9 protein-coding genes and 2 pseudogenes are annotated in these 12,464 nt (G+C 39.5%); 6 read left to right on the forward strand and 5 right to left on the reverse strand.

Annotated features, from left to right (window positions below):
* Positions 1 to 28 precede the first annotated feature (28 nt).
* The 4 genes and pseudogenes from ACFIKJ_RS02695 to ACFIKJ_RS02710 all read left to right on the forward strand — a co-directional run.
* Positions 29 to 382 (forward strand): helix-turn-helix domain-containing protein, encoded by a 354-nt coding sequence (locus ACFIKJ_RS02695; RefSeq protein ID WP_375670248.1) that lies wholly within the window; start codon positions 29 to 31, stop codon positions 380 to 382.
* Between the two features lie 598 nt (positions 383 to 980).
* Positions 981 to 1,556 (forward strand): elongation factor P, encoded by a 576-nt coding sequence (gene efp / locus ACFIKJ_RS02700; protein WP_015856958.1) that lies wholly within the window; start codon positions 981 to 983, stop codon positions 1,554 to 1,556.
* Between the two features lie 11 nt (positions 1,557 to 1,567).
* Entirely contained in the window at positions 1,568 to 2,359 is a 792-nt protein-coding gene (locus tag ACFIKJ_RS02705; RefSeq protein WP_015856959.1) for an inositol monophosphatase family protein, read from the forward strand.
* A gap of 73 nt (positions 2,360 to 2,432) precedes the next feature.
* Positions 2,433 to 2,799 (forward strand): annotated as a pseudogene (locus ACFIKJ_RS02710) (inositol monophosphatase family protein); the annotation flags it as partial.
* A gap of 429 nt (positions 2,800 to 3,228) precedes the next feature.
* On the opposite strand, the gene ACFIKJ_RS02715 reads toward ACFIKJ_RS02710, so the two are convergent.
* Together ACFIKJ_RS02715 and ACFIKJ_RS02720 are read right to left on the reverse strand one after the other, a co-directional pair.
* Positions 3,229 to 4,677, reverse strand: a complete 1,449-nt coding sequence (locus ACFIKJ_RS02715) for a hypothetical protein (RefSeq protein ID WP_375670229.1) — start codon at positions 4,675 to 4,677, stop codon at positions 3,229 to 3,231.
* A gap of 723 nt (positions 4,678 to 5,400) precedes the next feature.
* Entirely contained in the window at positions 5,401 to 7,191 is a 1,791-nt protein-coding gene (locus ACFIKJ_RS02720; protein WP_375670230.1) for an ABC transporter transmembrane domain-containing protein, read from the reverse strand.
* A gap of 187 nt (positions 7,192 to 7,378) precedes the next feature.
* Here ACFIKJ_RS02720 and rpmE point away from each other — a divergent pair, with 187 nt between their 5' ends.
* Positions 7,379 to 7,600, forward strand: a complete 222-nt coding sequence (rpmE, locus tag ACFIKJ_RS02725) for a 50S ribosomal protein L31 (RefSeq protein WP_015856961.1) — start codon at positions 7,379 to 7,381, stop codon at positions 7,598 to 7,600.
* Between the two features lie 709 nt (positions 7,601 to 8,309).
* Positions 8,310 to 8,558 (forward strand): annotated as a pseudogene (locus ACFIKJ_RS02730) (ABC transporter); the annotation flags it as partial.
* 373 nt (positions 8,559 to 8,931) lie between these two features.
* On the opposite strand, the gene ACFIKJ_RS02735 reads toward ACFIKJ_RS02730, so the two are convergent.
* The 3 genes from ACFIKJ_RS02735 to ACFIKJ_RS02745 form a co-directional block, all read right to left on the reverse strand.
* The gene (locus ACFIKJ_RS02735) at positions 8,932 to 9,369 is read right to left on the reverse strand and encodes a hypothetical protein (RefSeq protein ID WP_375670231.1); all 438 of its coding nucleotides are present in this window, start codon (positions 9,367 to 9,369) and stop codon (positions 8,932 to 8,934) included.
* Positions 9,370 to 10,031: 662 nt separating this feature from the next.
* Positions 10,032 to 11,063: a class I fructose-bisphosphate aldolase gene (locus ACFIKJ_RS02740; RefSeq protein ID WP_375648187.1), complete on the reverse strand. Its 1,032-nt coding sequence runs from the start codon at positions 11,061 to 11,063 to the stop codon at positions 10,032 to 10,034.
* A gap of 107 nt (positions 11,064 to 11,170) precedes the next feature.
* Positions 11,171 to 12,364, reverse strand: a complete 1,194-nt coding sequence (locus ACFIKJ_RS02745; RefSeq protein ID WP_375626658.1) for a phosphoglycerate kinase — start codon at positions 12,362 to 12,364, stop codon at positions 11,171 to 11,173.
* Positions 12,365 to 12,464: the final 100 nt, after the last annotated feature.

Raw genomic sequence — 12,464 nt, forward strand, 5'->3', positions numbered from 1 at the left:
AGGGTATCGGTAAAATCCTTATAACGACATTTTCAGTGACAAATTCATTGGCAAAAAAATTCGTTTTAGACGAAAAATGTTGAAGATGTCTCAAAAAACATTAGGTCAACATTTGGGTGTTACTTTCCAACAAATCCAGAAATATGAAAACGGCTTAAATCGTGTCAGCGCAGGGCGTTTAAAAGAAATTGCCGATATATTGAATGTTCCGGTTTCCTTTTTTTATGCGGATATCTTAGCAAAAAAACAGCCTCCATACCACCATGATGAAATCGCATCGAGCACAGAAGAATACCTGCTTTTAAAAAGATTTAGAACTCTTACCACTGTAAAAAAGAGAGCCATTTTACAGCGCATCTCTGATGAGAATGAAAACTTTTAACATTATGATATAGGGCGCTACACTCTCTGTTCTTAACTTGCCTCCCACACCTCAAAGGACAGAAGTCCTTTCCCTATCCAGTTGGTAAACAATCCATCTTCTCAGAACAGAACTCTTTTAACTTCCCATTTTATGCGGTTCATTTCACAAGATTATCCGGACAAGCCACCCTCAAATATTCACCACATATTCTCAATTAAAAACACCTCATGGTTTTACGGAACTTATATCATTGCCATCAATTATATCATTGCCATTAATGATGATATTTTACGACACAAAGGGATAAAATCCCCAAAAATTCTAAAAATTTTTTGTGCAAATTTTTAAAAAGCTTGCGTCTGAGCGCTTTTTATGGTCTTGCAAAGAACTGAAAAGCAAAAATACATCAAGGTCCTTTTTTTACTCAAGCTTTTCTCTTTGCAAAAAACATGAGAAAACCTATGGAGCACACAGGACCATGAGAGAGCCGCAAGGCTAATCAAAGGAATTTGAGCCCGAAAATAACAAAAGAGCTTGACTGTTAAAGGCAGCAAAGAAAAGCGCCATAACGACAACAAGAGAGCTCTTTTTGCAAGAATAGAATTGGATAGAAACGATGAAAATTAATGGCAATGAAATTCGCCCTGGTAATGTGATCGAACATCAAGGAAGCTTATGGGTTGCTGTTAAATGCAACGCTGTAAAACCAGGAAAAGGTGGTGCATTTAACCAAGTTGAAATGAAAAATTTAATTGATGGTACAAAACTTAACGAACGCTTTCGTGCTGCTGAGACGGTTGAACGCGTGCGCCTTGAACAAAAGGATTTCACATTTCTTTATCAACAAGGGGATGCTTTGGTCTTTATGGATTCAGAATCTTATGAACAACTTGAACTTCAAAAGGATTTTGTTGGTGAACGTGCTGCTTTTCTCCAAGATGGGATGACTGTCACAGTTGAACTTTATCAAGAAAAGCCTATTGGCATCTCACTTCCTGATCAAGTTGCTGTCACGATTGCGGAAGCCGATCCTGCCATCAAAGGACAAACGGTTACCTCCTCTTATAAACCCGCCATTCTTGAAAACGGGATTCGTATTCTTGTTCCCCCCTTTATGAATGCTGGTGAACGTATCATTGTAGACACCAATGAGTTGATTTATTTGCGTCGCGCAAATGAAAAAGATAAATAAAGGAATAAAAAATGGCCCATTCTGCAGTCATGAATGTCATGGTGCAAGCTGCAATGAAAGCAGGACGCTCGTTGGTGCGTGATTACGGTGAAGTGCAAAATTTGCAAGTGTCTTTGAAAGGACCAGCGGATTATGTCAGCCAAGCAGATCGCAAAGCGGAAAAAATTATTTTCAATGAATTAAGCAAAGCGCGCCCCAAATTTGGTTTTCTAATGGAAGAGTCTGAAGAAATCATTGGCGAAGATTCCCAACATCGTTTCATTATTGACCCATTAGATGGCACCACAAATTTTCTCCATGGCATTCCTTTTTTTGCTGTTTCCATTGCCTTAGAAAGTCAAGGGAAAATCGTTGCTGGTGTCATTTACAATCCCGTAAGTGATGAACTCTTTACCGCAGAACGCGGGTGTGGTGCTTTTTTCAATGACCGACGCTGTCGCGTTTCTGCTCGACGCAGACTAGAAGATTGTGTCATTGCCACAGGTATGCCTCATTTTGGTCGCCCAAATCATGGAACCTATCTTATTGAATTACGCAATGTGATGGCGGAAGTTGCCGGACTTCGCCGTTTTGGCGCTGCTGCTCTTGATTTAGCTTATGTTGCTTCTGGCCGAACCGATGGCTTTTGGGAAGATAATCTGCAAATTTGGGATATGGCTGCTGGAATATTGATGGTTCGCGAAGCCGGTGGTTTTGTCACCGATAAAGAAGGCGGCAGCGATATATTTCGCAAAAAAAATATCATTGCCGGCAATGAACACATTCGCATCAAACTAGAAAAAACCCTCAAAAAAGGCATTTAGACCTCAGAAGTAGTGTCATTTTAAAAGGCAATGCTAATTAAAAGGCAATGCTAAAAGTTCAACTTTGCAACATCCCCATAGGGATATTCCTCATCACGCAACCTTATCTCTTATTGAATTGCGCAAGTAATGATGGAAGTTTCTGGACTTCGCCTTCTTAGCACTGCTGCTCTTAATTTAGCTTATGTTGCTTCTGGCCGAACCGATGGCTTTTGGGAAGATAATCTACAATTTTTTGATAAAACTACCGGCATACTAATGCTTCGCGAAGCTGGTGGTTTTGTCACTGATAAAGAAGGCGGCAGCGATATATTCTGCAAAAAAATATCATTGCTGGCAATGAACACATTCGCATCAAACTAGAAAAAAACCTCAAAAGAGAGAAATTCGAAAAAGAAAGGCACTCTCAAAGTGCTTCTTTAACGCCTTCCATAAAATAGTGATAATAAAGTAAGGATAATACATATACTTGATATTCTACAAAACCTCACCCTTAGCAATAAACACATTCGCATCAACTTAGAAAAAAAGCTCAAAAAGATATCATAATTTCAAAAGCAATCTTAAAAAACAGCTTGCCACCCACTGTTTATAAGAATGTTTCTCTAAATTCAGATAAAAACAATTTCAAACAATGGATTCAAAAAATAATCAATTATGATCAAGCCGCACAAAGGGTAATAAAAAAGCACAACGCATAGACAACTTCATTTTTATACTGCACATTCTTCCATATCTTATTATAGCCCCCGCTTTTCACCTTGCCATACAGCTTACATATTACTCCCAATACTCCTCAGGTTTTTTACAAAAACGTGCAATTAGCGTGATTGCAATAAACTCACAGATTAATATGATCGTTACACATATTATAATGATTGAAGAAAACCTATGAAATGCGCATAGGACTTATTGTAATAGAAATCTTTATCTTCGAAAATCGCCTCTCGCAATTTGATGTCAAAATGGTTTTTTTCTGTATCAATAGTCTCTTCCAGTTCCTTTACTTTCTCATCACCGATGATGTATCGTAGCTTTTCTCTTGAATTTTCTATTTCGATAAGCATCTTCCAAAAAACCAACTGATTACCAAATTTTTCATTTGATACCTTCATCCACTCTCTGACACCTAGTTTGTAAGCTTCTTCAAATGTTAGAGTTCTTCCAGCAATGAGACAACCTTTTTCCCTGTTTTTGTCTTGCTCTCTACAGGCATCAATTTTGCTTTTAACCGTAGAATGACAACAATCCTTATCAAAGGCAATATAGCCTTCTTTCACCGTCTCAATAAGCTCCTTATAATAAAGAAAAGTTTCTCTTGCCGCGTTATAACCATCGGAAATATTTCGCAATAACGACAAGATATCCCTTTTATTCAGCAATAGCCATTCATATTCACTGGGCAGACGATCTACGATTTTTTTTATCTTTTCATATTCTGTATTTGTAAATATGTCGTCCTGATAACTACCGATAGCTTCTTGCTTTTCACACATGCTCTTAGATTTTTCTTCTTTTTTTTGTCTTTTCAAATCTATGATCATCTCATCAATCACATACAACCACCAATGAAAAACCAACATCGCAGGTTTATATTTTGTTTCTTTCGTATGGGGATCTACCGCAAGAGGATCTCCAAACTCTTCATCAATTATCCCACTCTCTTTCATTAACTGTACTGTTTTCAGATAATTTTGCTTAAAAGTCTCAATGCCCATTAAAGTGTTTACTACATCATTAATTTTTTCATGCTGTTCAGAAGTAAATTCCTTCTTCAGCGCCTTCTCATAAAGAAGAAGTATATCTGTATATCCTTGAGCACAGATATCCTTAACCATCGGATGTTGCTGTCCGCTGGGTTCAGAAATATACTCAAGATTTTTTATTTCCAGTACACTCCTTTCCCATTGTTTCACTCCCTCATCCCATTGTTTCAACCATTCCTGCGATATTGTTTGAGTTTCTCGAAAAAGCCTTTCCTCCCATTTTTTAATGATCTCCTGATATATCGCTACCTCTCGATTTTTTAGTTGCTCGAATTGTTTTTTCTGATAATTGGCTAATCCAAGCATTAAATTCACGATAAAATACGCTATAACTGCCACACCTAACAAAGTGATCACGGAAGCTCCCAAAGACCAAAGCACCCCCATCACTATAACGAGTAAAATCATAGCTCCGAATACTGCAACCCAACATCCATTCCTTTTCCCCCAAACTCTGAGTATTGCATTCCAACATTCCTTTCCTTTCCCCAAAATGGGTAAAATTATAGGCGACATTAGGCGTGCTACCCATTCTTTGACAAAGTCATCCATTATTATGATCCCTTATTTTAACAATACTTTTACGATTCTCTTATCAATTCAGTATTATAGTATCATTATGTGGTATTTTGAGTTTTAAAATACTAGATATACAGTCTCTAAAAACAAATTGTATTTAATAATGCCGCTGTACGAATTTGGCATGTCTCAAGATGCGTTCTGAACTCCTAAAATCCGGCAAATGCGTGTTTTTGTCATCAAGAGAGAGTCTTTACCAAAAACAGAAAAATCATTCCTACAAAAAGCTGAAATAGGGCACGCAAAAGTGTCAAATAAATAAAGACACCTTACCTATTGATGAGGAATGGATTACAAAAAATACAAAATCTTGAATCCATAATAACTTTTGTGAAAAAATAACAGCTTGATACTCCAAAGAAAATTGCGTGTTAATACGCACACCTTATGCAAACCATTTGAAAGCCTCGCTTTATAAAAACCAATATATTGCCTCAGTTAATACTATAAATGATTAAACATTCACATCGTGCGAGATTATCACAAGAGTCTGTTTTCCTTACACGTCAATGTAACGCCTTAAAAAAGCGCGGTTGAATGATGCAAGAGAGTGTAGAATTTCATGAGAATTTAAAGAATATCAAACCGTATAATATATTGATACTATTCTATGCATTAAAGAACACCGCAAACCGATGTTATTCTCATAAGAATGCGGATGTTTATGTCAACAACTTACAGCTTTATAATGATCACTTACTCAGGTGAAAATTGGAGTTTTGCGAGGTAAGCATAGACGCCATTTTTTGCCACAAGTTCAGCATGGGTTCCTTCTTCCACAAGAGCCCCTTTATCCATCACGAGAATACGATCAGCTTTTAAAATTGTTGCCAAACGATGTGCAATTACCAAGGTTGTACGATTTTGCATCAATCCTTCTAAGGCATCTTGCACCAACTTTTCACTGTTTGCATCTAAAGCAGATGTTGCTTCATCAAGAAGCAACAGGGGTGCATTTCTTAGAATTGCCCGTGCAATACCAATGCGTTGTTTTTGCCCCCCAGAAAGCATGGTACCACGTTCTCCTACTTGCGTATCCAAGCCATCTGGTAAAGCTTGAATAAATTCAAGTGCATTAGCCGCTTTAGCGGCAGCAAGGATTTCCTCTTCATGGGTATTTTCAGTTCCAAAAATAATATTATCACGCAATGTTCCATCAAAAATGGCGACATCCTGTGGAACATAGGAAATTGCGCTGCGTAAATCTTGTAAAGAAAGGCGATTAATTTCCATGCCATCCAACCGAATTGTTCCACTTATCGGGTCATAAAAACGAAGGATCAAAGAAAAAATGGTGCTTTTTCCTGCTCCGGAAGCCCCAACAAAAGCAACCGTTTCGCCTGCCTTTACAGAAAATGAAAGCGAGCGTAAAATCTTCTCTTGAGGTCTAGAAGGATAGGTAAAATCAACCTGATCAAAAACAAGTTCGCCTCGAACAGGTTGTTCCAATGATAAAGGATTTTTAGGAGCTACAATAGTAGGTTGTTCTTGTAGCAATTCGGAAAGCCGCTCAGCAGCGCCTGCTGCTTGGATTAACTCTGCCCCCAGTTCCGATAATTGCGCAAAAGTAGAAGCTCCAAAAACCGCATAAAGGACAAATTGCCCTAATGTCCCGCCTGTCATCGTTCCATTCAAAACATCGCGCGACCCAATCCATAAAACAGCAACCACACTGCTAAAAACCAAAAAAATTGCAAAACCCGTAAAAAAGGAGCGCAGGATCACGGAAGCACGTGCTGTTTGAAAAGCCCGTTCTATCAATTGTGAAAAACGTGTTGCAACGAGTTTTTCTGCGGTAAAAGCTTGCACAGTGCGAATAGCACTCACCTGTTCTGTAGCAACAGCATTGGCATCTGCGAGACGATCTTGCGCCGCACGCGTACGAGAGCGAACTTTCCGCCCAAAAACCACTAAGGGAATGGCCACAACAGGAATAGCAACCAAAACCAACAAAGACAATTTAGCATTGGTAATCACCATCATCACGACGGCTCCGATCACTATAATCAACTGACGCAAAGCAGTAGAGGCGGTAGAACCCACAGCTAATTTTATTTGTGTGGTATCTGTTAGAAGCCTTGAAACAATCTCTCCTGAATGCGACCGATCAAAAAAAGCAGGAGAAAGTTTCATAATATGAATAAACACATCACGCCGTAAATCGGCAACAATCCGCTCTCCCAATGTGATAACACAATAATAACGGCCAGCAGAAGCAAATGCGAGAAGCAAGGCTAAGATAAACAAAATTCCGAAGTAAAAATTGATATGTCCATGGCTTGAAGTAGAAAACCCATGATCAAACATTTGGCGGATAGCCACAGGCAAAGCTAATGTGACAAGAGCAGCAACAGATAACGCTAGAAAGGCAAAGATAAACAACCAACGATAGCGCAAAAGATAAGGAAAAAAAATTGCAAGCGAAGAGAATGAAGATTTTCTAGGAGAAGACTTTGTAGATTTTTCTGAATGATTAAAGAGATTCATAAGGTTTCGCTCACTATATTGAATTTATAACACTTGATACAATGATGCATCTTGAACACTTGTTTTTTTATGCATGCTCAGCTATAGGAATAAATACTTTAATCAATGTATCAAAAAGACAAAGGAAGCGCACTTAAAAAATCGAGCAAGTGCTGTTTCATTCTGTAAACGCAAAAGGTTTTTACGCATGAAAGCGAATATTCATCCCAACTATCACACAATTACCGTTGTTATGACGGATGGAACCCAATATAAAACGCGCTCTACTTGGGGAAAAGAAGGCGATACTCTTAATCTAGATATTGACCCAAGAACGCATCCAGCATGGACAGGTGGCTCCCAGACACTCGTAGACCGTGGCGGTCGTCTTTCTAAATTCAAAAATCGTTTTGGTAATATTGGCATGTAAAAGCCTATTCCTGATTATAAAGAGCACAAGTTTTAAAAAATGATTGCTCTATTGTAAGTGATTGTTTTTTTATGCTGTAAAGAGTGCACTTTAAATATTAATTCAAAAACGCATCCAACATAAATAGATAGGATCTTAGGCACTAATAAATCTTGGTGGCTGCGTTTTTAAATTTAAAAATCAGTTTGAAATACGAGCATAAATCCTTCCTCTTAGAGTATAACGACCTGAAATAAAATAATTACAAACTATCCTTCTTTTTTTGGAACTGAAAAATACCCATGAAGAGAGCATTCTTGTCGCCGCTAAAGCGGCTAATACGCTTGAATTGATTCGAGCTTTACCAGATTGGCTTGGATACGTGAATAGAAGAACGTGGTACCATGCTTTCTGAGGGACAAGACAACGCATCGGTATTGTATGGTCAATTCTAAGAAATACACCCCTGTTGCTGCAAGTCGGCACCATCATTATATTTGCCAGCTCATGGGTGTTGCTACAACCTTGGCACTTGAGACAATTCATTATAGGCATTTTAAGTCCTTTCTTAATATTTTTTTATTCACGCGGGCTCTCCCCGCCTGTAACGTGCAAGAGACATGGTTTTGGTTGATTCAACATGGAACAGATTTGAAATGAGAAAATCCTATGGTATTCGGAATTCCCATTCAACATACAAAACAGTGAATTATTATTATAAATCAAAACATTGCTGCTTTATGAAGCAACATCTGCTTTAGATGCAAACAGTGAAAAGTTGGTGCAAGACGCCTTAGAAGGATTGATGCAAAATCGTACAACCTTGGTAATTGCACATCGTTTGGCAACAATTTTAAAAGCTGATCGTATTCTCGTGATGGATAAAGGCGCTCCTGTGGAAGAGGAAACCCATGCAGAACTTGTGGCAAGAAATGGCGTCTATGCCTATTTGGCAAAACTCCAATTTTCACATGAGTAAGTGATCATTATAAAGACAATATCTTTAAGGACATAAACAGCACTCCTTTTCAGACAGGCTTATCAATTTGAACTTCTCATTTTTCCATTTAACACACGATAAGGTACCATTTAGGCACCATGAGAAGCTTTCCCCTTATATCATGATTTCAAAAGCCGCATGAGAAAAACAAAATAAGCCGTTTGGGTGTCTTAAGGTCAAGGATGCCGATAGGCGCAACTTGTAAAGGGTTGCCTTGAGCTTAAGGACCAAGGCTTGTTAGCCCCTTCATTAAACGCGGGTCTGATGTTATGATCTTGGAGAGCGATTATTAAGAATTTGAGAGGCAGACAGCCTCTCATTTTGATTTATATGCAAACAAATTGCACTCTATTTATTCAGGGAGAATAAGAACATACCCAGGAGGTGCTAAACGGAATAAGAGAGCATCGTAACCCCAACTAGCAGACAGGCAGCAAATAGAAGAAACGCCTTCAAGAATTGTTAAGAGTAATGCGAACGATATACCGGCTTCATCTGCTGTTGCGTCACGGCGTTCTAAGAGGTATCCGACAAAAAAGAAAAAGCACCCTATTCCACTCACCGACCCAAAGACTTTTAATGCGGTATGAACCGGTCCACGTATGTTGAGCAAGATAATAAAAATTATGAAAGTAAATACTGTAAAGATCCCTTCGAATACCCCACGCACCATATTGCACAATTTTCGCATCATAATTGCAGAAAAGCTCTGTTCTGCGTATCGATTTTTTCTTTTGATGCTTGTATTCTTAGAAGATATACTGTTATTTTTAGAAGATATACCGTCCACAACTCCCCCCGTTTTAAGCCAAGATGCTATGAAGTTATTCATTTTTAATTATATCATCACAAAATACAAGAAAAATTTATCCATTTTAACGAAAAAATAGGTGTTTTATTGAGGTGCAAATCTATTTTGTTAGCAAGAGTTATTCAATCCGTTCGTCAATAGAAAAACTACTCCCTTACAGAGGAAGCTATCCTGACGCACAAAAACTTCATAAGCTGTATTCCAATCCGCTCAGAAATCGCAACTCTCCAATCTACCCGCTTTTCCACCTTTGAAACTGTAATAAAATGGATTCTGCTGATGACAAGTAATGATAACATGAAAAAGAAAAAATATCACAATATCAAACTCTTCAATACAGTATGAGCTTTATGATTTTCACTCAAAAAGCAAGTGCCTACCCATGAACGACACCATACTAAAGTGCTGTGCATTCACAAATTTCCTTTAAAGCACCATCTCCCCTTCCCGAAATCGCACCTCTTGCGCAATCTTATCTCTCGATAGCACCCATTAGAAACTTTTAAAAGGTCCAAGGAGAAAACTCTCTGAGAAAGCTTTCAAGCCTAAAACGCCCCCGCCATTTTTATCATGATGAGGGCACCCAAAAAACACGCAGAAACAAGCAAAATCTCTCCGCATTTAAAAACAGAGTTTGTGCTTCAAGCGCACGCTTTTTCTTGTTCTGTTGTCCATTGTCCCAAAGCCGCAAGATGATTCATCAAAGCTCGATGACTAAATGCCTTCTGTGCAACAGCAATATTCTCATCCTTTCCAGCCCATGCTTTTAAAGCAGCTGCTTGTAATGCTCGTCCATAGGAAAAGGTCAATTTCCAAGGAAATGCGCCCAAAGAATTCATAGCAGATAAATGCGCCGTTGCTTCCTTATCAGACTGTCCTCCAGAAAGAAAAGCAATTCCAGGAACAGCAGCAGGAACAGTCTGTTTAAGCACCTGGACGGTCTTTTCAGCAACTTCTTCGACAGAAGCCTTGCGCGCATCCTTACCATCAATCACCATATTGGGCTTTAAAATCATCCCCTCCAAAAGAACACGAGCTTCAAACAATTCTTTAAAGACGGTCTGTAAAACAGCTTTTGTCACCTCAAAGCAGCGTGTAATGGAATGCCCACACGATGGTCCATCCATCAACACTTCCGGCTCAACAATCGGCACAATATTGAACTCCTGACACAAGGCAGCATAGCGTGCAAGAGCTTGTGCGTTTTGTCTTATGGCGCCTCTTGTTGGCAAAGTGTGTTCATCAATAGCAATCACCGCACGCCATTTAGCAAAACGTGCTCCCAAAGCATAATAGTCTTTTAGCCGCTCACGAAGACCATCCAACCCTTCGGTAATTGTCTCTTGAGGAAAAGCGGCCAAAGGTTTTGCACCGGTATCAACTTTAATCCCTGGCAAAGCGCCTGAATCCCGAATAAGATCCGTCAACATTTTCCCAGTTGATGCTTTTTGCCGAATGGTTTCATCAAATAAAATAACCCCAGAGATGGCGTTTTCCATCGCTTCTTTTGTACTAAAAAGCATTTCACGATAAGCACGGCGCTTATCTTCATTGGATTCAACACCAATACTTTCAAAACGCTTTCCAATGGTCGCCGTACTTTCATCTGCCGCCAAAATACCTTTACCCGCATGCACCAAAGCAAGTGCAATATCTTCAAGCCGTTCATTCATAAAAAATTCCTCTTTATTTTGTCTTAATTTCTAAAAATGCGCAACACTATCAAAACACTCTACAAGACCGTATAGTTTTTCTTTAACCTTCCCTTCAAAGAAACCCCTTAAGCCTGCATAAGGGCAAGAATGCCAGGCAGAACCTTACCTTCCATCCATTCCAAAAAAGCCCCTCCAGCAGTCGAGAGATAAGTAAAATCATTGGCAACACCAGCATGATTAAGAGCAAAAACTGTATCGCCCCCTCCCGCAATTGAAACCAACTTTCCCGTCAAACTACGTTCTGCTGCATGGCGTGCAACGGCAATGGTTCCCTTATCAAAGGGAGACATCTCAAAAACACCAAGGGGTCCATTCCACACAAGAGTAGCAGCTTTATCTATCACAGTATTGATATGCGCAATAGAGCGTGTCCCAATATCCAATATCATGCCATCTTGTGGAATATCTTCAATGTCATAAAGACGATGCGGTGCATCTTTTTCAAAGCGAAATCCAACGACAGCATCCACAGGGAGCAGAAGCGTACATTGACACTCTTGTGCTTTTTTAATGATTTTTTTTATCGTGTCCATCAGTGCATGTTCACACAGTGACTTACCAACAGACACACCTTGCGCTGCTAAAAAACTGTTAGCCATGCCCCCACCAATCACGAGATGATCAACCTTTTCCACCAAATGATTGAGCACAAAAAGCTTGCTAGAAACTTTCGCTCCTCCCACAATGGCAACCACAGGACGTGCTGGATTGCCAAGTCCTTTTTCTAATGCCTGCATCTCACCTTGCAAAGAGCGCCCTGCATAAGAAGGCAACAAATGCGTTATTCCCTCCACCGAAGCATGGGCACGATGAGAAACTGAAAAAGCATCATTGACATAGAGATCCCCATTATGAGCCAAAGCTTCCGCAAAAGAACAATCATTCTTTTCTTCACCAGCATAAAAACGAACATTTTCAAGCAGTAAAACACCCCCATTTTGTAATGACTCAACCGCAACCTGCACCACCGAACCGATACAGTCAGGAGCAAAAGAAACAGGCTGATTAATGATCTTTTCCAGCACTTGCACAACAGGACGGAGTGAAAACTCTGGCTCTACCTTTCCTTTAGGGCGACCACAATGAGAAAGCAGAATAAGTTTAGCACCCCGCTTTTGCAGCTCAATGATTGTCTCTTTATGTCGCTCTAAGCGCGTCGTATCACAGACCTTGCCGTGTGCCATTGGCACATTAAAATCCACCCGCACAAGAACACGTTTTCCAGTGACATCAACATCATCAAGTGTACGAAACCCCATCACTGCTTCCTCTTCACTTTCCATTGTTTCAAATAAAAACGCATCCAACAACCCTGCCCACTTTTCTTTCCACTTATCCCCTCTTTGCTTTTACAAGAGA

The organism is Bartonella sp. PS7NMGDW (assembly GCF_042193585.1).
Lineage (GTDB): Bacteria > Pseudomonadota > Alphaproteobacteria > Rhizobiales > Rhizobiaceae > Bartonella > Bartonella grahamii.

Bases quoted from the DNA above. Each gene is read 5' to 3' on its own strand.
- efp (WP_015856958.1), top strand. From the start codon at position 981: ATGAAAATTAATGGCAATGAAATTCGCCCTGGTAATGTGATCGAACAT.
- ACFIKJ_RS02705 (WP_015856959.1), top strand. From the start codon at position 1,568: ATGGCCCATTCTGCAGTCATGAATGTCATGGTGCAAGCTGCAATGAAA.
- ACFIKJ_RS02715 (WP_375670229.1), bottom strand. From the start codon at position 4,677: ATGGATGACTTTGTCAAAGAATGGGTAGCACGCCTAATGTCGCCTATA.
- ACFIKJ_RS02720 (WP_375670230.1), bottom strand. From the start codon at position 7,191: ATGAATCTCTTTAATCATTCAGAAAAATCTACAAAGTCTTCTCCTAGA.
- rpmE (WP_015856961.1), top strand. From the start codon at position 7,379: ATGAAAGCGAATATTCATCCCAACTATCACACAATTACCGTTGTTATG.
- ACFIKJ_RS02740 (WP_375648187.1), bottom strand. From the start codon at position 11,063: ATGAATGAACGGCTTGAAGATATTGCACTTGCTTTGGTGCATGCGGGT.
- ACFIKJ_RS02745 (WP_375626658.1), bottom strand. From the start codon at position 12,364: ATGGGGTTTCGTACACTTGATGATGTTGATGTCACTGGAAAACGTGTT.